Consider the following 19,736-nt stretch of genomic DNA (forward strand, 5'->3'; position numbering starts at 1 on the left):
GTTTCTGCATGGAACTATAGCCATGAATTCGATGGAATAACAGACATATGCTTGTTAGTCGCCGGCAACTATTGGGGTGAAAATCCGAATGGGCGGTGCCACGCGCGTCATAGTACTTATCCCCGTCACTCGCACACACCGAAATATGGGTTCACTCTCGGTATCCGGGGAGGTGGCAACCGTCACCGTCGAGAAGATCGGGGGGATCGACGAGACGACAGTCGAGGTTCCACCAGGGGTGACAGTGCTTCGAGGCCGGAATGCGACCAATCGGACGTCATTTCTTCAGTCGGTGATGGCCGCCCATGGGAGCGAGTGGGCGAGCGTGAAAGGTGACTCAGACCAGGGGCGCGTCGAACTCTCACTGGGAGAGGAAACGTACACCCGAACACTGACCAGAACTGACGACGGGGTTGCCGGGTCTGGCCTCGGCCTTCTCACTGACTCGACAGTTGCGGACCTGTTCGCGTTCCTGCTCGAAGACAACGAGGCCAGGCGAGCCGTCGAACGGGATGTGGACCTCCGGGAGATCATTATGCGGCCAGTCGATGTGGCATCTATCCACCGACAGATACGTGCGGCCGAACAGCGCAAGGAAGAGATCGATGCGGAACTCGACCGTATCGCGTCGCTCAAGCGTGACCTCCCGGATCTCGAGCGGCAACAGGCAGATCTACGCGACGAGATTGCTGAGACCAGAGATGAACTCCAGCGAGTGGAGGACCGAATCGACGAGCGGGACGCAGATTTCCAGACGACTCAAAAAAACAGGGACGAACTCGAGACGGCTCTCGATGAACTCCAGGCGACTCGGTCCGAACTGAAACGCGTTCGAGATGATATTCAGTCGGAGCAAGAGAGTATTGTGGCGTTACGCGACGAGCGGGGTAACCTCGCAGTCGAACGGTCTGGCCTCCCGGAATCGCCGACCGAACGACTCGAAGCGCTCGAATCAGACATCGACCGGCTTCGGGAACGAAAGCGGGAACTCTCAGAGTACACCACCCGACTGCAGAACGTTATCGGGTTCAACGAGGAATTGCTGTCCGGCGAACACCGTGAGATAACCGACGCTATCGATGCAAAGCCCGAGAGCGTGGGTGACATCACTGATCAGTTGTACAAGGGGTCAAAGACGACCTGCTGGACCTGTGGCTCGCAGGTGAAGCCGGAGCGTATCGAGTCGACGCTCCAGAGTATGCGTGACCATCTTCAGGAGAGGGTGTCGGAGATCGGCAGTATCGAAGATGAACTCGATGAACTGACCGGCCAACGTGACAAAATTGCGGAGACACGCACGCGGGCACAAGAACTCACGGCGACAATTGAGGACGTTGACGCAGAAATTGAGCGACGGCAGACGACGGTTACTGACCTCCGAGAGCGACGCAACAACCTCTCGGCTCGCGTCGAGGAACTTGAGGAGCGGGTCACGACGCTCCGGACGGAAGAGTTCGATGAGGTGCTCGACCTCCATACGAAAGCGAACGAACTGGAACTGGAACTGGACCGGCTCGAATCCGAACGAGACGAGGTAAGCGAAGAAATCGCCGACATCGAGTCAGAGATCCGCCGGAACAACGAACTGGCCGCGCAACGGGAAGAGGTGGTTGACGAACTGATCGACCTCCGGTCGCGTATCGACCGTCTCGAAGCCGAAGCGACCGACCAGTTCAACGAGAAGATGGACGACCTGCTCGACATCCTCGGTTATGGTAATATCGAACGGATCTGGCTTGAACGGACCGACACACCAGATGACCCAGTCCATAATAGCGACGACAGCGTCACGGGGTCGACGTTCACCCTCCACGTCGTTAGGAGCACCGACAGCGGAACTGTCTACGAGGACACTGTCGGCCATCTGAGCGAAAGTGAGCGCGAAGTGACCGGGCTGGTGTTTGCACTCGCGGGCTACCTTGTTCACGACGTGTACGAGGAGGTTCCATTCATGTTGCTTGACTCGCTCGAAGCAATCGACTCGGAGCGTATCGCTTCACTCGTTGAGTATTTCGCTGAGTTCCCCTCCTATCTCGTTGTCGCGTTGCTCCCCGAGGACGCACAGGCGCTCTCAGATAGCTACAACCGGATTACCGATATCTGACCCGGTTGTAGCTCTCCTCAAAGACCGGATTTATTGAGCGATTATTCACAGTCACAGCCGCCGCGGTCGAGAAGGTCACTGATACTGTAACGCATTCCACAGTCCTGACAGCGAATATCAATGCTCACGAACACTCGATACTCGCCGACAGCGAGTTTGTCTGCGGTGTTCAGTCGGTCGACCGTGTCCCGAACGATTGTCTCGACGCGGCTGCGGAGGCGGTCGATAGTCCCGCGTTCCTGCTCAACCTGCTCAGTTTCTGATTCGGAGTCATAGCTCACACCGCGAACCTCTGTCAGGTAGTATCGAATCGCCTGATACGTGACGAACTGGTCTTCCAACGTATCGACGTCGATGCCGGCTCGGTCGAGTCGATTCCGCGCCTCGATCCGTTTCCCCGCACTGACATTGTCATCCGTCAGAAGCCGATAGAAGTTCGCCGGTTCGCCGTCGATCACATCCATGCCCGCATCGCGGATTGCAGCCATGAGCAGAGCTTGATTGAACCGATCAGCGAGGTCACGGAGACTCTGTCGTTCCCCGGTGTTCCCGAGCCAGGCGCGTTCCAGCTCCGCGCCCATCGACGCCAGTTCATACGTTTCGATCAGCTGTGCGACTTTGGACTGCGCTGACCCCATTATCGCCAGAATGCGCCGGTCCGGTTTAGCCGTTTTGTTGCGAACGGATTCGTCTGGTCACTGTTCCGTGGTCCTATCTATTTATTATAACCCTTGTCACCCAGATATGCGAATTTGAACCTAAATACGTGATGTATAGACTAATATACCTCGGTATAGTGGTATACTGTCAGTATTTGAAAGTGTATCAGCATCTACTGGTATCGAAATTTGTAGCTGAACTTCCTCTGAATGGTCTGCTGTGATCTGAACAACCACGAGAATTTTATACATGACATTACAAGCGAAACATTACACGATGGTCCCCTCCACCCGACGCACCCTCCTCCACAGCGTCTGCGGGCTAGCGACAGTTCTGGCCGGCTGTAGCGGGGTTTTCGAGAGCAGCGGCGAATCAACACGCACCACTTCCAAAAACAACGATTCGAGTGCCCCCGGAACTGGATCGGTATCTGACCCGGATACAGTTGTCACACGTGTGGACGCCGACCGTCGGCCAGTCTGGCTCGATGATGGAGACGGTCGGCCGACCGAAAGCCCACACACCCGTCGACTGGAGTCCGAGGTTATCGACACGACATCCAAGGCCGACCGGGTCACCGCTGCTGAAGACGTGGACCGGTCGCTAATCAGGACCTTCCTCGACGAGACTGACTTCGACACGGAAACAGTCTACGTCCAGACTGTGATGATCGAGGAGTGCTTTCGACTAACGCTCTGTCAGATCCGGTGGACGGCGGATAACATCACGACCGACTACGGTCGGGTGAGTCGACCCTACGACGAACCCTGCACAGCAGACAAGGAGGTGTACGCGGTCTGGCTCATTCGGATTCCCGATACGGTCAACGCAGACGACATCTCCAGTTATTCCTCCTCCATTGGAGGCAACAGCTGCGAAAGACAGCGAGTCGGTGCAGAGGGGGAAAGTGGAGACGGAAGCGAGGCAGCACCGAGTAGTGACCGACGCACCCAGATCGGTGGTGAGCAGGCATGACAGATGAGGCGTCTGAGACTGGCGGGAAATCCCCTCGGCTGACCCGGCGGGGTGTGCTCGCCTTAGCTGGGACCAGCGCCATCGCTGGCTGTAGCAGTATCGACAGTCTGGGTGGAGGAAGTAAGGCAACTATTAATACCTACAATTTGCCCGACATCTCGCGCGACGAAGAGCGAGAGTCTCCTGTCCCCCCTTCGGTCCCGGTTACTATCACATCTGGCCATTTCGACGCCACACGGGAGCGGGTTCGCTCGCTTCTGGCGACGCTTCCCACGCCACTCGGCCCGGAAGAGATCCCGAACGGTCACATTCGCAAGCATCTGACTGACGCCGCAAGCGATGCAACACAGGGTCTCGGTGATGCACGGACGGCCCGAACCGGCTTGATGGCGCTCCGGTCGTTGCGGCGCGCTCGTGAGAACGCCCGCTATGCCGCTGCGGGGTGGGGCGTCGTCGACCGTGGCCTCACCGCCGCTCCACTCCAGGATGAGTACAACCGGACCGTGTCTGGAGCACGCGAAACCCGGCAGGAGCACGAATACGTCGGGGCAGATCCGGTGCGTGCGGCGCTGGTTCACGCCCGAATTGAAGCGGGACTGGAGCGGGCCACTGACACGGATGTCAGGCCACGGGAGGAGTCAGCGCTGCTGTCTGTCGCCGAATGGGGCGAGACAGCCGAGGCGGCCCAAGTGTATCTTAGTGATGCTCGCCACATCCGGGCGCAGTTCACTGCCTCGCTTCCACCCGATGCGGGGTCAGTCAGGCAACCACTGACCGCCGCAGCAAAAGCATTGCTGGCAGACATCCGCGACCAGCAGTCGACCCTGGCGCCGGAACCGAACACGGACGACCGCACCCCTGGGCGGATGGTTTTCGACGAACTCCGTCGGGAAGCCCAGAGCGGTATCAGCCGTCTTGCGTATGCTATCGGGCCCGCGAGCGCTGTTGTCGATGCGAACAGTCAGCTCGCTCGCCTCCGAGCGCTCGACCGCATTCAGACGCGGCGGGAGGCAGAGGAACTCGCTCGGCCATCGGATGCGAAAACGGTTCGAGACATCAGACAGACCGCGTACGATGCACTCACTGCGGCCCTTGAATCGAGCTCACGGTCAGCACTGGCCCGGACGGTTCTCGTCGACGCCGGCCACAAGGTGATGGCCGCTGACCGTGAATTGACCCATCATCAGGGAGAGATTGCGGCGTCCACTCTCGATAGAAGCGTTGCGGACTACTGGTATGCGACAGCACTCGCCCGTTCAGCGTCAGCAGCCACCCAACAGACCGTACAGGCGCTGGAAGGCGATTGAAACACCGGTTCGAAAACAATATTGCGGCTGACTCGCCGGTCAAAAGAACCGTGTTGACTGCCGTGCAAAAGGACTTATTGAACGTTGTTGCAATACATGAAATTCATAGCCGGTGATACGTTGTGGTACGAAATCACAATGTTACCACTGTTATTCCAGTACTGAACTACTGGGGAACAGAGGCTTTGTACGTTGAGCCCTCCTGTTTGTTTGTAATGGATTCCCGGGAACAGGAGCCTACACAACAGCACGATACTGCAACCCAACCGACAGACGGCTTTGACGAAGAGAAGGCACGACGTGGTGCTCGTCTCCTACTTGAAGCCGCTGGCCGTGACCCCGATTCGGCAGGACTATCGGATACGTGGAGTCGGCGTGTCCCGGACATGTTCGAGACGCTAACAGAATGCGCTCGGTCCGAGTCGAAACCGATAATGCGTACCTTCGACGCGGAAACCGATGGTCTCATCGTCAAAACCGGAATTCCGCTCCACAGTATGTGCGAACATCATATGCTCCCTTTCCGGGGCGTTGCCCATGTGGCGTACAGACCCGGGGATCAGATGGTGGGGCTGTCAAAGCTCATTCGATACGTCCGGTGGCAGTCACGCCAGCTAACGACACAGGAGACACTCACACGGGATATCGCAGCCGGCCTAGCCGACGAACTCGACGCTCACGGAGTCGTCGTTGAACTGACTGCAACGCACATGTGCGAAGTCATGCGAGGCATCGAGACGGAGACTAAAACGACGACCAGAGAGCACGTCGGAACCATCAACGAAGCGGACCGCACGCAGTTCAGGGAGTCGGTTCGACGACACACCGGCGGTCCCAACGGCCGTTGAGTGCTAGCGGAGGGTCAAAACTCATCGTATTAGACTAGTGACTGTCTGAGTGTGCTGCCTGTTTCGTATAGCACCAGAACGTGAGGGTGTGCCCATCGCGGGCCAAGAGACACAACCGGGACTGACCGCGGGACTGTCAGGGTCCCGATAAAGTAGCCACCACAGCCGGGTCTGAGAACGAAAGGTCATGGAGATAGCTGACATCGAGATTCCGCGGACACCGACGGGGAAACAATTAGGTGACACGTCGGGATAGCTGCAGTATGGACAGACAACCGCTACCTGAAACTACTGTGCCCGCCAGATGACGTTCGCGGACCAGCCAATCGGCGAGTTTCTCGACGCGGTTGCGTCGGAGCAGGTGACCCCGAGCGGCGGTGCGGTCGCACCTGTCGGCGGTGCGATGGGCGCGGCGCTCTGTGAGATGGTCTGCATTCACACCGTCGACACAGACGGGTCCGAGACAGCGGCCGATGAGCTCATCGATGTTGGCGGGGCTCTAGCTGACCAGCGGGAACGGCTGCTCGACCTTGCTGACGAGGATGCAGCAGCGGTCGATGCGGTCGGGGCCGCATTCGAGTCTGGGGACGCTGATCGGATTCAGGCGGCCTCGAAACGCTCAACCGAGGTGCCACTGGAGACGGCCGAGGTCTGTCTCGACGTGGTCAAGCAGGCCCGTACGGTGACTGCGAAGGGGGCGCCGGTCGCCGTCCCGGACGCAACTGTTGGGGCGCTGCTTGCCGCGGCAGCACTGCAGGCGTCCGTCTCAACTGTCCGGGCTAATCTCGACATGCTAGACGACGAATCAGTCGTGGCAGCGATGAAGCAGCAGGCAGGCAAGGTAGCGGCCGCCGGCGAAGCGGCGCTTGACGAAGCGGTCGCAAACGCGGAGCGGTGAGCGCCGTCCATTCGTTGACGGCTGAATGGCGTCCACTCAACGTCGAGACGACGAAACGCGAAACCTGGAACGCAGGACCGGGTTTCAGAACAGTCCCGAAATGTTGCCGTCCCCGTCGATATCCATGTCGGCCGCGGCCGGACGGGCCGGTAGGCCGGGCATCGTGAGCGCGTCGGCCGTAAGTGCGACGAGGAAGCCCGCGCCAGCGGATGGGTACACTTCGCTGATTTCGAGTTCCCAGCCCTCCGGCGCACCCTTCTGGCTCGCGTCGTCGCTCAGCGAGTGGAAGGTCTTGGACATGACGACCGGGTAGTCGTCGAAGTCGAGGTCGTTCATCTGCTCGATGTCGTCAAGCGCGCCACCGGTGTATTTCACGTCGTCAGCACCGTAGATCTCGGTCGCGACAGTGTGGATTTTCTCCTTGATGCTGTCATCGTCGTCGTACAGCATCCGGAAGTCCTCCTCGTTGCTCTCCTCGGTCGCCTCGATGACGTTCTCGGCGAGGTCGACGCCGCCCTCGCTGCCGTCGGAGAACACGTTCGACTCAGCCGCTCTGACGCCGAGGTCCTCGCGGCAGTGGTCCAGCACGGCCTGAACCTCCTCGTCAGTATCGTCCGGGAAGCGGTTGACGGAGACGACGACCGGGACGCCGAACTTCTGGAGATTCCGCGCGTGCTTATCGAGGTTTGAGAAGCCCGCTTTGACGGCTTCGACGCCGGCCTCGTCGATCTCGTCGTAGTCGACGGGCCACTGGTCGAGTCCGTGATACTTGAGCGCACGAACCGACGCTACGAGTACGACGGCGTTTGGCGTCATGTCGCCCTTGCGACAGACCACGTCCATGAACTTCTCGGCCCCGAGGTCGGAGCCGAAGCCGGCCTCAGTGACGAGGTAGTCGCCCATGCCGAATGCTGTCTTATCGGCGACCAGCGAGTTCGTCCCGTGAGCGATGTTCGCGAACGGTCCGCCGTGGACCAGTGCCGGCGTCCCCTCGATAGTCTGGACGACGTTCGGTTTGATCGCATCCCGGAGAAGCATGGTTGCTGGGCCGGTCGCCTCGATGTCCTCGACGGTCACCGGGTCGCCGTCTTCGTCGTAGGCGACGATGATTCGACTGACGCGCTCTTTCAGGTCCCCGATATCGCTGGCCAGACAGAGGACCGCCATCAGCTCGGAGGCCGCCGTCAAAATGAAGCTATCCTCTCGCGGGGTCCCGCCGGTCTTCCCGCCGAGGCCGACGACCGTCTCACGGAGTGCGCGGTCGTTCATGTCGATAGCCCGCGGCCAGGAGACGTTGTTGATATCAATATCCAGGTCGTCGCCCTGTGATATCTTCGCATCGAGCATCGCGGCGATAAGGTTGTGTGCTGAGGTGAGTGCGTGGAGGTCGCCGGTGAAGTGGAGGTTAATGTCCTCCATCGGGAGGACCTGCGACCGGCCGCCACCTGCTGCGCCGCCCTTGACCCCGAACACCGGGCCAAGCGACGGTTCTCGGATCGCGATCATCGCCTCCTCGCCGACGTGATTGAGCGTTTGCCCAAGACCGACGGTGGTTACCGTCTTCCCTTCGCCTTTCGGCGTCGGCGTCATCCCGGTTACCAGCACGAGGTTCTGCTCCCTGTTTTCGGCCTGTTCGCGGAGGCGCTCGATGGCGTGTTGTTTGACTTTCGCGGTGTATTCGCCGAAGTACTGGAGGTCGTCGAGGCCGAGTCCCCACGGTTCGACCAGTTCCCAGATCGGCTCCATGTCGGTCGACTGGGCGATGTCGTAGTCCGTCGGAATCGGCTCCTGTGTTTCTTCGGTCGCGGATTGCTCATCCTGTGAAGACATCTCGACTAGCATTTCCCTGCACCGTCGTAATAATGTTAGTGAAGCTGACACTACCGGGATAGGATGTGTTCGAGATGCCGTTGCAGACCCCGAAAGCCACATCATGTATCTCGGCTTACGAGAGTAGTTCTCAGACCCAAGAGCAGGCCGGACAGTAGCGGCCGCGAAGTCGAGATTTGGGAGCATACTTGACCGGTGCCTCAGGCCCAGTATCGGGCGTTTGCGCCGATTCAGCCCGAATTGTCATCGGACCGCACTATCGAAACAGGTCCTCTCTGGGGATAAATTAATCAGGCTGCCGCCGCCCAATTGTGCTATGGAGTACCACGAGTCGGCGGACTACCTGCAGTCGCTACAGCGTCGTCGGCCCAAGTTGGGGACCGATACGACGGCGCGGATGCTCTCACATCTCGGTGACCCGGACGGCAGTTTCGACAGCGTACAGATCGCCGGGTCAAACGGAAAGGGAAGCACCGCCCGGATGACCGAGAGTGTGCTTAGAGCCGCCGGGCTAGATGTCGGCCTATTTACCTCGCCAGGGTTGAACGGCTTTCGGGAGCAAATCACGGTCAACGGCGGTCGGGTACCGAAAGCGCGGGTGACGGAGTTTGTTGAACAGATAGAGCCCTGTATCAACCAACTGGCTGCCGAGGACGACAAGCCGACACATTTCGAGGTACTCACTGCGCTGGCGCTCTATCACTTCGATGTCGAAGACGTCGACGTGGCAGTCTTGGAAGTCGGTATCGGCGGCCGATACGACGCAACAAGCGCGGTCGATCCCGTCGCAAGCGCTGTCACTAGCATCAGTTTAGAGCACACCGACCTGCTCGGCGACACAATCGAGGAGATCGCTCGCGACAAAGGGCAGGTCGCCCCAAGCGACGCCCCGCTCGTGACGGGAACGGCCGGCGCTGCCCTTGATGCAATCCAAGAGATTACCGACACTATCACTGTCGGTAGTGAGGCGGCCGATGTGACCGCCACGGAGAACGGCATGCGCTCGGCTGTCGAGAACCGCATCTCACTCACGGGCTCTAACTGGGCCCTCGAATCGAACCTCAAGCTGCTTGGCCAGCATCAGGCGGAGAACGCCGGCGTTGCTGCGACGCTGGCCCGACAACTCATCGACGTGGACACGGAAACCATCTCCGAGGGACTGCGGGCCGCGACGCTGCCGGGCCGGTTCGAAGTCCGGTCGACCGACCCGATGGTGGTCCTTGACGGCTCTCACAACCCAGGTGCGATGGAGACGCTGACGACACTCATCGGGCGGTATGAGTACGACGACCTCCACGTGGTCTTCGCCGCGATGCAGGACAAGGAGTACGAGCAGATGATTGCGACGCTTCCGGCTGTCGAGACGGCCTTCGCGACGCGACCGGCGGTCGACCGAGCCGCGAGCACCGAATCGCTCGCTGCCGCGTTTGAGGGGCAGGCAGCACAGATACAGCAGGTTGAGTCCGTCCCCGAAGCCACCGAACGAGCAATAGCTACGGCCGGCGAAGACGACTTCGTGCTCGTGGCGGGGTCGCTCTACTCGGTGGCCGAAGCTCGGGACCGCTGGAGTCGGCTGGTCGTTCCCAAGGAGAACCTCCAGCAGGCGTCCACGGGAGAGACTGCTGGAGTCGAAAACGAGCCACAACTCCACCAGCAGATGCTCTCGGTCACATTGCGGCGCGACCAAGCGGGAGTCGTCAAACAAGAGTTCGAAGACTGCGGCGGGACCTGTACCTGTTCGACTGTCGGGATGCCGGAGAAACTCGTCGACACGACGCTTTCGGGGACGCCGCGACAATTTCAACAGCTCACCGACCGGCTGGCTTCGGCGGGCCTGGGGCTCGGTTGCCTCGCCATACAATTCGAAGAGATGCTGTCTGAGCGGTCGTTCCCGCCGCCGTTTGACGGTGAAGAGGCGGCTGTGATGGGTATTCTCAACGTCACGCCAGATAGTTTCTACGACGGTGGCGAGTACAACCGTCGAGACCTTGCTATCAGTCACGCGGAACAGATGATCGAATCCGGGGCCGATATCGTCGATATCGGCGGCGAGAGCACGCGTCCTGGGGCAGAGCCGGTGTCTATTGAAACGGAAATTGATCGCGTAGTACCGGTCATAGAGGCCGTTTCGTCGCTTGACACGACTGTCTCCGTAGATACACGAAAGGCTGCCGTCGCTGACGCGGCGCTGGACGCCGGTGCCGACATCGTCAACGATGTGTCGGGACTGTCGGACCCCGAGATGCGGTTCGTGGTTGCCGACCACGACGCGTCCGTTATCCTGATGCATAGCCTGTCTGCGCCAGTGGACCCAGGTCGGACTGTGACCTATGACGATGTCGTCGATGACGTGCTTCGAGACCTCACGGAGCAGATACTGCTCGCCGAGCAGGCCGGTATCGACCGTGAACAGATTATCATAGACCCCGGCTGCGGGTTCGGGAAAAACGCCGCCGAATCGTTCGAACTTGTCGACCGGCTCCACGAGTTTCAGGCGCTCGGCTGTCCGGTGTTGGTCGGGCACTCCCGGAAGTCGATGTTTGCCGAGATGAGCGACGCAGAAGCGGACAGACTGCCGCCGACGCTGGCAACGACAGCGCTTGCCGCTGAACGCGGGGCTGACGCCGTTAGGGTCCACGATGTCTCCGAGAACAACGCCGTGCTCAAGACCGTTTCAGCGACGGCGGCTCGGCCATCCCGGCTTCGACAACAGTGATACCTGTGCAGCCCCAAGAACGTGTATGGTACAGTTTCCGGTTCAACTCGGCTCGGGTCTGCTCGAGTCCGTCGGGCAGGTGGCAGCAGTCGCTGGAACCGTCGTCCTTCTGTTGATACTCGTCGGTCTGGGTGCCTTCGCGTACAAGAGCCTCGTCGGAGACGGCATCCGCTGGCCTGATGAGCAGGAAGAGATGGACAGTGACAATGACGACGGTGTCGTGCAGGGAAGCCGTGAGGACGACTGGAAGTACTACTGAAGGCGAATCCAACTCGCGTGTGAACGGACAGGGTCCACTCTTGATCCTGTAGCCGTTTCGAAGCACCATACAGTCGGCCACACGACGGCACTCCGGTTAGTGTGTATTGTCTAATCGGTACTGTGGTCGTAGGAGTGTTCAAACTCCCAGTGGTACCGACAGTCCGTACAGGTCGCCCACTCGGGGATGTCGAACCGCTCGGGATGTCGTTTACCGTGTTCCATCCGGCTTCGACAGACCGGGCACGTGAAATATAGGAGGGTCATGTCAGCGAATTCGTCGTGGCCATATTCACCGACACACCGTGGACAGTCGATGCTGTCACGCGCGTTGTGCTGGAAGATTTCCGACTCGCATCGTGGACACTCGACTGTCGCTGGCGGCCGTCTCGCCCACCCGATGTCACCGTCGTATGTCGTTGTTGCCGTGTCCATGCTCGACAGCCTGAACTTGTTCGGCCCGTCATTACGCTGGAGCGGCGCAACGACCCGCTTGCCAACCCAGACAAGCTTCGAGAGCAGAACTGCGGGCCATTTAGACACTGTGACATGGTATGTATTCTGACCGCTTAAATCTCCGGGCGGGCCGGCGCTAACCCAGTGCTGTGCGGTCGGTAGGTTTTCACGGCGACCCACGGTATGTGGAGTATGAGTTTTGACGCAGCTGCCAGCGTCGCGCCGAGCCTCCTGAGGCTGGCGGCAACCATTTGGAACCCCGTTGTGGGACAGCTCGCGCCCGGCGTTAGCACTGAACTGTCCAGACCGCTCCGCGGGCTCGGCTCGTTCGTTCTCGTGCTCGTGGCTGGCGCACTGGTACTCCGCCTGCGGCAGAGCTACGTCGACGAGTCGGTCAACGCGATTTTAGACAGCCCGGCGACGGCTGTCCTTTATGGCATCGCTGGATACATGATCGTCGGTATTGTCGGCCTCTACGGGGCAACGACGCTGGCCCGCCTCAGTGTCGCTGGCGGGGTGTTCGTCCGCATCGCGATTCTTGTCAGTAGCGTGTTCGTCCTGGTCCTCACAAGCTTCGGGTTTCTCGTCGTCGGCACGCTCGTCACCGATACTCTGTCCAATCGACAACCGGTGTTGGGCCTGCTCATCGGCGCATCACTCAGTGCTGTTCTCTGGGTCCTGTTTTCACCTGCTGGCAGTATCGTGTCTAGCCTTGCTATCGCCGCGTTCGGAATCGGCGGTGCTGCCCGGCTCTGGATACACTCTGAACGGACGGTCGAAACAGAACTGGGTGGTCGGTAGTGTGAGCAGTTCCGACCACTGTTAGCGATAGCGCCCAGATCTGACCGGGCGAGACGGAAAACGCCAAAACGCGAGCGCTTCAGTCAGTGCTAGTTGCCGTGTCGTCTCCCGGGTCTGAGATATCCGTCACCATCTCGTCGCCAGCGGTCACGACATCTACGTCATCCCGTTCAGAGAGATCCTGAATTGTCTCTGCGAACTCTTCGGATTCGAGTATCTGGTACTCGTTATCGAGCCCCAGATACACCGTGTAACACATCAGACACAGGATGAGCGCGAACGGGAGCCCCGTGGTGATTGCGGCCGTCTGGAGCGCCGTCAGCCCGCCCCCGATGAGCAGGATCGACGCGACAAGCCCCTCAGTGAGGGCCCAGAAGATCCGCTGTGTCCGTGGAACGTCGTGTTTCCCGCCCGAGGTCAGGTGGTCGATGACCAGAGACCCCGAGTCCGACGACGTGACGAAGAACGTGATGACCAGCAGGGTCGCCAACAGGCCGCTAATCACGCCAAGCGGGAACTGCTCCAGCAGGGCAAACATCGCAACGGTCTGGCCGACTTCGTTGTACGTCGCCAGCGCCTGTCCGTTCCCCATCAGTGAGTTGAACATCGCGCTGCCGCCGAACACCGACAGCCAGAGCGTCGAGAACAGCGACGGAAGGAACAGGACGCCCAGAACGAACTCTCGGACGGACCGGCCCTTCGAAATGCGTGCGATGAACATCCCGACGAACGGCGACCACGCGATCCACCAGCCCCAGTAGAACACGGTCCATGCGGTGGGGGTCCCGTTCGCCGCTTCGTTGAGCGTCCCGGTAAAGAACCCGAGCGCGAGGATGTTCCCGAAGTACGCGCCCAGCCCTTCGGTCCACGTCCCGAAGATGTACACCGTCGGGCCCACGATGACGAGGAACCCGAGCAGTGCGAACATCAGGTAGAGGTTGAGCGTGCTCAGCCGCTTGACACCGCCATCAAGCCCCGCCGCGACCGAGAGGGTCGCGATGAGCGTAATCCCAGCGATGAGGGCGACTTGCGGCCAGGTTCCTGTCGGGATATTTACCGCGCCGAGCATATCACCGCCCACGTAGGAGAGTCCCGTATTGACCTGCGCAACACCGAGTCCCAGCGAGGTTGACAGTCCGAACAGCGTCGCGAACACCGTTACGAGGTCGATGATGTGGCCCGGCCAGCCGTAAATCCGCTCGCCAAGCAGGGGCCAGAATATCGACCGGAACGTAAGTGGGAGCCCGCGGTTAAACGAGAAGAACGCGAGACCGAGTCCCACGAGGCCATACACCGCCCACGGGTGAAAGCCCCAGTGGAAGAACGTCTGTGCCATCGCGGCGGACGCTGCCGCACCGGTTCCAGCTTCGGCCCCAAAGAAACTCGGCGGGTTCTGGAAGTAATACAGCGGTTCTGAGACGCTGAAGAACATGAGGCCAATACCCATGCCGGCGCTGAACAACATCGCCATCCAAGAGAAATCACTGAACTCTTTTTCGGCTTCAACGCCGCCGATTCTGATATTGCCGTACTTGCTGAAGGCGAAGTACAGCAAAGTAATGATGAACACGTTCACCGCCAGCAGGTAGAACCAGCCGAAGGTGTCACCGATGGTGTTGAACAGCCACGTGTACGCGGAGGCTGCTGTGTCGCCCAGCAGTATCGTTATGGCGATAAATAACGCAATAATCGCCAGCGCCACCGGGAAGACCACCGGGTGGATATCGAATCCAGCCGCCTGGATGTTCGTGTCACCGGGCTCGCGGTCGGACTCCGGGTGGAACAGTTCTACCTGGAGCCCGTCCGACATTCCGCCGGTTTGGTCGTCACTATCTGCCATACGTTACCCCTCTCGAACGCGGTAGTGATCTGTGGTGTCTCATTGTCGTCGTTTCGGTCTCGCTCTGTCATGGTCCGTTGCTACCGTCATGCCAGCGACATCCCGGCGTCGGGCGTCTGCAGCATTCGCATCCTGTTTATCTCACTGTACTCGCCTGTGCGGGCACGGCGTGCCCGCGGAGCTATTGTCGACGTGTTTTATGTGCTACACAGTCTCATACATATGCACTGATGCAACTCTAATAAAACTTCACCTTAGACAGCAGTATATCATGGACTGAGGCGCTATACTGCGGTGGTTCGGCAGACACGTACTCAATCTAGTACATTGAGGTTTGCTGGCCGTCGGTGAGTCGTTCGATCATCTCGCGTTCCAGTGGGCGCGTATTTATTTCGGAATCCCACCTACCACCAGTATGGGACGACTTCTGGCAACGGGGGCAGCTGCGGTGGCAGCACTGCTGATGGGCGTCGGCCTCATCGGGATGACAGTTGGGGACTTTCGGCTTGCAGGATTCAGTTTCCTCAGCGCCAGTCTGGTGATCTACATACGCGAGACGCGATTGATAGACGCGTAGTAGAGTTAAATATCGTTGACACTCATCCGCTGGCTGATGACTGGGATGCTCGACGTTCGGACCACCTTGTCCGTCGTTCCGCCGAGCAGGTTCCCGAGTTTTCCGCGGAACGCTGAGCCCAGAACAATCGCGTCCATGCCTTCGCCTTCAGCAAACTCGACGATCTCTTCGCTGGGCGCGCCGGTTTTGAAGTGCGTCTCGTAGTCAACACCGTGTTCTTCGGCGACAGTCCCGAGATTTGCCAGCACCTCCTCCCCGTAGTCTCGGTACTCCTCGCGCATCTCTTCCTCGTCATCTCTGAGCGCAAGCGCACGGGGCGTGCCCGGCAGATCGATTACGTACAATGCATGGACTGTGGCGTCGAGTGCAGCGGCGAGTTCGATGCCGTGTTCTGCCCCTTTCCGGGCCTCATCGCTACCGTCATACGGGACGAGTATGTGGTCGTACATGGTACCTGACTCATGTGTACTTCCATCACACACCTGTTATAGGTTTCCCCGCTCACGGCGTCGGTCCATCAGTCTGAGCGCCGGTTCCGGCTCACAGTGCGCCGCTTTTGGCCTCCCGTGCAACGTTATCGACGGGATAGCCCGCATCACGTATCGCCGTGATAATACTCTGTGCGTGCTCGGCACCGCTCGTTTCGACGTTGAATACGAGATACGCCTCCCCGATTTCGAGATTCTCGACGGACCGTTCGTGCCGAACGTCGTGGATGTTGGCTCCCTGTCTGGCGATGACGCCAGATATCTCCTCCATCACACCCGGCTGGTCATCGATCCGAACCCGGAGCTGGAGGAGCTGCTGGCGCTCCGTGAGTGCATGAATGAGAACTTCTCGCATCTGTGTCATGTCGAGGTTCCCGCCACAGAGCAGCGGCATCACCGTTTCACCCGACACGTCGAGGCTGTCACTCAGTATGGCAGCCACGGAGGCGGCCCCGGCACCTTCCACGACCTGTTTGGCTCGTTCCATCAACAGGAGAATCGCCTGTGCGATATCGGTGTCCGAAACCGTCACGACTTCGTCGACGTTCGCCTCGATGATGTCGAGCGTCGTCTCCGAGATACCGCCCGTAGCGATACCGTCGGCGATGGTATCGACTTCATCAAGCACGACCGGAATCCCTTTGTCAAGGCTTTCATGCACCGTCTCAGCGCCGGTCGCCTGCACACCGATGACGCGCGTCTCGGGCGAGAGGTGCTTGATTGCGGTCGAGACACCGCTGATAAGTCCGCCGCCGCCAATGGGGACGATGACTGTGTCGACATCGGGGCAGTCGTGGTACATTTCCGTTCCGAGGGTCCCCTGTCCAGCAATGATGTCCAGATCGTCATAGGCGTGAACGAACTCGGCGTCGGTCTCCTCGACGACAGCTTTGGCGTGGGACATCGTCTCCTGAAAGTCGTTGCCGACCAGTTCGACGCTTCCGCCGTAGGCCCTCGTGGCGTCGATCTTGGCCTGTGGCGCGTTCTCCGGCATGAAAATCGTTGACTCTGCCCCACATTTCGTCGCGGCGAGAGCGACACCCTGGGCGTGGTTCCCGGCGCTGGCGGCGACGAAGGACTCCACGTCATCGGCAACGTCCTGCGAGATCTTGTTGTACGCGCCTCTGGTTTTGAACGACCCTGTCCACTGGAGGTGCTCCATCTTCAGGTACACCTCGGCGTCGACGAACCCACCAAGGGACGAGCTCCGTTCGACTGGCGTCTTTTTTACAACTGTGTCGTCGTCCAGACGTTCGCGGGCTCGTTCGATGTCTGCGTATGTGACGGGTAGCGTGTCCGATTCGGTATGTGTCATATGTTGATATCGTCTCGGGCCTGCTGTCAAAGTTGTTGGGGCATCGCGGTGTCCTGTTATTTGATGATCCGGTCTCGGGTCGGATCGAACAGCGGCTCGTCGCGTACGGTCGCGTCGTATGTCTCGCCCTCACACTGTATCTGAACCGACGTGCCGGCTTCGGCGTGTTCGGTTGGAACGTATGTGTATGCAATCGACTCGTCGATGCTGTAGCCGTAGTTTCCGGCTTGCACGTAGCCGATTGCGTCGCCGTCTTTTGTCACTGGCCGCCCACTCAGCATGATATCTGTCGAGTCATCGAGCGTGAGTGGCGTGATTTTGCTCTCAATACCCTTCTCACGCGCGGTTTCGAGGGCCTCCTTGCCGATAAACTCCGTATCCATGTCGACGGCGAAGGGCAGACCGGCTTCGAAGGGATTCGAGTCCGTGTCAATGTCCGTCCCCCAGAGCCGGTAGCCTTTCTCTAATCGCATGGAACTGAGCGCGCCGCCACCCATCGGTCGGACACCGAGGTCCTCGCCGGCGTCTTGCAGCGTCTTCCAGAGGCGCTGGCCGTACTCCGTCGGCGCCCACAGCTCCCACCCAAGCTCGCCGACGTAGGAGACCCGTAATGCGATGACCGGCACGTCGCCGACGTACATCTGCTTGGCGCTGAAATAGGGGAAGCCGTTGTTGGTCACATCCGCGTCGGTGCATCGCTGGAGAAGGAGCCGCGCGTTCGGCCCCCAGAGGCCGATTGTGGATTTTGCACCTTCCTCAACATGGACCGACACGGTTGCGGGAGCCTCGTCTTCGAGGTGACCGCCGTGGATGCCGGGTGAGTTCCCGCCGCCGGTCGTCACCATGAACTCCTCGTCGTCGAGTTTGACGACAGTGATATCGGCGAGGATGCCGCCGCCCTCGTTCAACAGCAGCGAGTAGCGGACCTGTCCAGTATCGAGGTCCATATCGTTGCTACAGACCCGCTGGAGGAACGCCTGGCTCCCCTCGCCCTCGACCATGATGGAGCTGAACGTCGTCATGTCGAACATCGACACCTTCTCGCGGGTGTGGAGATGCTCCGCGGCCTCGATTTTCGAGCGATTGATTCCCTGCCAACCGCCCTGGTCGGGAATCCGGTCCTCGTAGGTCTCGACTAAGTCGGCGTTTGACTCGTACCACTGTGGCGTCTCCCAGCCGCCGCTCTGGTAGAACTCCGCCCCGAGTTCCTTCTGATGATGATAGAACGGGCTGGTCCGGAGTGTGCGGTGGTCATCAGGCTGCCACCGGGGCTCGACAATGCTGTAGACCTGCTCGTAGCGCTTGGCCCCGCGGTCAACGAAGTAGTCCTTCTCGCCCGCGTGGGGTTCGAACCGTCGGATGTGAATGCCGCCGGTGTCGACCGGCCCGGACGGCAGGCGCGGAACGCCGTTCTCCATCCACTCAGCGAGGATGCGGCCGTAACCCCCGGAGTGGGTCCACCAGATAGCCAGCCCTGTCCAGAGACCGTCAACCTGTGCCGTCTCCCCGACGGCCGGCATCCCGTCGGGCGTGAAGACGAAGATGCCGTTTTCGGTGGCCTCGTACTCGACGTCCTGTGTCGCCGGCAGTAGTTCGTCGAAGGCCTGCTTCGCGGACTTGTCCCGGCCACGGTGGGTTGGCGTCTCCCAGTGTTCTTTCGTGAACCCTCTAACCGATGCCTGGTGTTCCTCGGAGTTCTTGCCCATCGCCTCAGGGTCAACCGAGAGCGTCTCGTGGTTGTACGACCCCATCCCGAGTGCGTCACCGTGAGTCCGGAAGTACAGCGAGTGGTCCTGATCGCGACCGACGGGCTGGTGTGGCCCTTCGCTCATGTACTCCGCGATAGAGCGGTCCCCCGGAACCTCCAGCCCCGTCGTGTTGTCGCCGACAGAGGACTCGACGCCGGCGAGTTCATCCATCGGCTCGGTGACCACGTACTGATGTTCAACCGGGGCAATCGGAAGGTCGAGCCCAGCCAGCTGGCCGGTCTGGTAGCCCCAGTTGTTCGTCGCAATAACGGCTCGCTCGCAGTCGATGCGGCCCTGTGCGGTCTCGACAGCGTTGATTTCGCCCCCCGAAACATCCAGATCGGTGACCTCAGTGTTCCCGTAGAACGACGCCGTGGAGTGTTCCATGTACCACTGGAGCGCGCCGATGCCGTCGACGCGTCCGTCAGTCGGCGAGTAGTAGCCACCGAGAATTTCGTCCTTGTCAACCAACGGAAGGTGTTCGGTGACCTCCGCAGGCGAGAGCAATTGTGGTTCCGGCAGCCCATAAGAAGTCGCCCACTCGACACGCCGACGGAGGAAGTCCATGCGCTCCTCGCTGCGGGCCACTTCGATGCCGCCGACCTCGTCGTAGACGCCGGCGTCCGAAAGGAGCCGACTGGTGTAGTGGGCCGTCTTCGTCTGTATCTTCGACGGCGAGGTCTGGAACATTATTCCAGGGGCGTGGACCGATGAACCGCCGGTGACCGGGAGCGGTCCCTGGTCGATGACGACAACGTCCTCCGCGCCGAGTTCCGTCAGGTGATACGCGACACTACACCCGACGGCCCCGGCACCGATAACAACAGTATCCGCCCGAGACGGGGGAGTCTCTGTGCTCATGTATCTCGTTTGGGACTGTTTCTGTCACAATGTTAAATACACCGGTGGCGACAA

At 60.0% G+C, this 19,736-nt stretch carries 16 protein-coding genes; 9 read left to right on the plus strand and 7 right to left on the minus strand.

The window, feature by feature from the left end; all coding sequences use genetic code 11:
• Nucleotides 1-145: 145 nt before the first annotated feature.
• The gene (locus G9C82_RS15470; protein WP_127014604.1) at nt 146-2,104 is read left to right on the plus strand and encodes an archaea-specific SMC-related protein; all 1,959 of its coding nucleotides are present in this window, start codon (nt 146-148) and stop codon (nt 2,102-2,104) included.
• 41 nt (nt 2,105-2,145) lie between these two features.
• On the opposite strand, the gene rdfA is transcribed toward G9C82_RS15470, so the two are convergent.
• Nucleotides 2,146-2,742: a rod-determining factor RdfA gene (gene rdfA, locus G9C82_RS15475; RefSeq protein ID WP_011222760.1), complete on the minus strand. Its 597-nt coding sequence runs from the start codon at nt 2,740-2,742 to the stop codon at nt 2,146-2,148.
• Between the two features lie 298 nt (nt 2,743-3,040).
• Here rdfA and G9C82_RS15480 point away from each other — a divergent pair, with 298 nt between their 5' ends.
• The 4 genes from G9C82_RS15480 to G9C82_RS15495 all read left to right on the plus strand — a co-directional run bounded on the left by G9C82_RS15480 (nt 3,041) and on the right by G9C82_RS15495 (nt 6,792).
• Nucleotides 3,041-3,739 carry a hypothetical protein gene (locus tag G9C82_RS15480; protein WP_241244119.1) on the plus strand — a complete coding sequence of 233 codons (699 nt, stop codon included), beginning with the start codon at nt 3,041-3,043 and terminating at the stop codon, nt 3,737-3,739.
• Entirely contained in the window at nt 3,736-5,046 is a 1,311-nt protein-coding gene (locus G9C82_RS15485; RefSeq protein WP_174790009.1) for a hypothetical protein, read from the plus strand. The genes G9C82_RS15480 and G9C82_RS15485 overlap by 4 nt, the downstream gene beginning before the upstream one ends.
• A 215-nt stretch (nt 5,047-5,261) precedes the next feature.
• Nucleotides 5,262-5,894 (plus strand): GTP cyclohydrolase I FolE, encoded by a 633-nt coding sequence (gene folE, locus G9C82_RS15490; RefSeq protein ID WP_127014605.1) that lies wholly within the window; start codon nt 5,262-5,264, stop codon nt 5,892-5,894.
• 304 nt (nt 5,895-6,198) lie between these two features.
• Nucleotides 6,199-6,792, plus strand: coding sequence for a cyclodeaminase/cyclohydrolase family protein (locus G9C82_RS15495; protein ID WP_004965921.1), 594 nt, complete (start codon nt 6,199-6,201; stop codon nt 6,790-6,792).
• An 84-nt stretch (nt 6,793-6,876) separates the two neighbouring features.
• Here the strand turns inward: G9C82_RS15495 and G9C82_RS15500 are convergent, their stop codons facing one another.
• Nucleotides 6,877-8,622, minus strand: coding sequence for a formate--tetrahydrofolate ligase (locus G9C82_RS15500; protein ID WP_127014606.1), 1,746 nt, complete (start codon nt 8,620-8,622; stop codon nt 6,877-6,879).
• A 316-nt stretch (nt 8,623-8,938) separates the two neighbouring features.
• Here G9C82_RS15500 and folP point away from each other — a divergent pair, with 316 nt between their 5' ends.
• A complete protein-coding gene (gene folP, locus G9C82_RS15505) occupies nt 8,939-11,338 on the plus strand; it encodes a dihydropteroate synthase (protein WP_127014607.1) in 2,400 nt (799 codons plus the stop codon).
• A gap of 25 nt (nt 11,339-11,363) precedes the next feature.
• Nucleotides 11,364-11,597, plus strand: coding sequence for a hypothetical protein (locus tag G9C82_RS15510; RefSeq protein ID WP_004965927.1), 234 nt, complete (start codon nt 11,364-11,366; stop codon nt 11,595-11,597).
• Nucleotides 11,598-11,707: 110 nt separating this feature from the next.
• Here the strand turns inward: G9C82_RS15510 and G9C82_RS15515 are convergent, their stop codons facing one another.
• Nucleotides 11,708-12,139 (minus strand): hypothetical protein, encoded by a 432-nt coding sequence (locus G9C82_RS15515; RefSeq protein WP_229380491.1) that lies wholly within the window; start codon nt 12,137-12,139, stop codon nt 11,708-11,710.
• A gap of 105 nt (nt 12,140-12,244) precedes the next feature.
• Here G9C82_RS15515 and G9C82_RS15520 point away from each other — a divergent pair, with 105 nt between their 5' ends.
• Nucleotides 12,245-12,853, plus strand: a complete 609-nt coding sequence (locus tag G9C82_RS15520) for a hypothetical protein (protein WP_127014608.1) — start codon at nt 12,245-12,247, stop codon at nt 12,851-12,853.
• Between the two features lie 79 nt (nt 12,854-12,932).
• Here G9C82_RS15520 and G9C82_RS15525 read toward each other — a convergent pair whose 3' ends face one another.
• Nucleotides 12,933-14,693 carry a BCCT family transporter gene (locus tag G9C82_RS15525; RefSeq protein ID WP_007190528.1) on the minus strand — a complete coding sequence of 587 codons (1,761 nt, stop codon included), beginning with the start codon at nt 14,691-14,693 and terminating at the stop codon, nt 12,933-12,935.
• Between the two features lie 415 nt (nt 14,694-15,108).
• On the opposite strand from G9C82_RS15525, the gene G9C82_RS15530 reads away from it, so the two are divergent.
• Complete coding sequence (locus tag G9C82_RS15530; protein ID WP_160164325.1) at nt 15,109-15,270, plus strand: hypothetical protein; 162 nt, start codon at nt 15,109-15,111, stop codon at nt 15,268-15,270.
• Between the two features lie 5 nt (nt 15,271-15,275).
• On the opposite strand, the gene G9C82_RS15535 is transcribed toward G9C82_RS15530, so the two are convergent.
• From G9C82_RS15535 to G9C82_RS15545, 3 genes are all read right to left on the minus strand, one after another.
• Nucleotides 15,276-15,719 (minus strand): universal stress protein, encoded by a 444-nt coding sequence (locus tag G9C82_RS15535; protein WP_004965936.1) that lies wholly within the window; start codon nt 15,717-15,719, stop codon nt 15,276-15,278.
• A 91-nt stretch (nt 15,720-15,810) separates the two neighbouring features.
• Complete coding sequence (ilvA, locus tag G9C82_RS15540) at nt 15,811-17,073, minus strand: threonine ammonia-lyase (protein WP_004965938.1); 1,263 nt, start codon at nt 17,071-17,073, stop codon at nt 15,811-15,813.
• Nucleotides 17,074-17,129: 56 nt separating this feature from the next.
• Complete coding sequence (locus G9C82_RS15545) at nt 17,130-19,682, minus strand: FAD-dependent oxidoreductase (RefSeq protein WP_127014609.1); 2,553 nt, start codon at nt 19,680-19,682, stop codon at nt 17,130-17,132.
• Between the last annotated feature and the right edge of the window lie 54 nt (nt 19,683-19,736).

The organism is Haloarcula sp. R1-2 (assembly GCF_011627385.1).
Classification (GTDB): domain Archaea; phylum Halobacteriota; class Halobacteria; order Halobacteriales; family Haloarculaceae; genus Haloarcula; species Haloarcula marismortui.

Coding starts and splice junctions, on each gene's coding strand:
- G9C82_RS15500 (WP_127014606.1), bottom strand. CDS start 8,622: ATGTCTTCACAGGATGAGCAATCCGCGACCGAAGAAACACAGGAGCCG.
- G9C82_RS15510 (WP_004965927.1), top strand. CDS start 11,364: ATGGTACAGTTTCCGGTTCAACTCGGCTCGGGTCTGCTCGAGTCCGTC.
- folE (WP_127014605.1), top strand. CDS start 5,262: ATGGATTCCCGGGAACAGGAGCCTACACAACAGCACGATACTGCAACC.
- rdfA (WP_011222760.1), bottom strand. CDS start 2,742: ATGGGGTCAGCGCAGTCCAAAGTCGCACAGCTGATCGAAACGTATGAA.
- G9C82_RS15535 (WP_004965936.1), bottom strand. CDS start 15,719: ATGTACGACCACATACTCGTCCCGTATGACGGTAGCGATGAGGCCCGG.
- G9C82_RS15495 (WP_004965921.1), top strand. CDS start 6,199: ATGACGTTCGCGGACCAGCCAATCGGCGAGTTTCTCGACGCGGTTGCG.
- G9C82_RS15530 (WP_160164325.1), top strand. CDS start 15,109: ATGGGACGACTTCTGGCAACGGGGGCAGCTGCGGTGGCAGCACTGCTG.
- G9C82_RS15525 (WP_007190528.1), bottom strand. CDS start 14,693: ATGGCAGATAGTGACGACCAAACCGGCGGAATGTCGGACGGGCTCCAG.
- G9C82_RS15470 (WP_127014604.1), top strand. CDS start 146: ATGGGTTCACTCTCGGTATCCGGGGAGGTGGCAACCGTCACCGTCGAG.
- folP (WP_127014607.1), top strand. CDS start 8,939: ATGGAGTACCACGAGTCGGCGGACTACCTGCAGTCGCTACAGCGTCGT.
- G9C82_RS15545 (WP_127014609.1), bottom strand. CDS start 19,682: ATGAGCACAGAGACTCCCCCGTCTCGGGCGGATACTGTTGTTATCGGT.
- ilvA (WP_004965938.1), bottom strand. CDS start 17,073: ATGACACATACCGAATCGGACACGCTACCCGTCACATACGCAGACATC.
- G9C82_RS15520 (WP_127014608.1), top strand. CDS start 12,245: ATGAGTTTTGACGCAGCTGCCAGCGTCGCGCCGAGCCTCCTGAGGCTG.
- G9C82_RS15480 (WP_241244119.1), top strand. CDS start 3,041: ATGGTCCCCTCCACCCGACGCACCCTCCTCCACAGCGTCTGCGGGCTA.
- G9C82_RS15485 (WP_174790009.1), top strand. CDS start 3,736: ATGACAGATGAGGCGTCTGAGACTGGCGGGAAATCCCCTCGGCTGACC.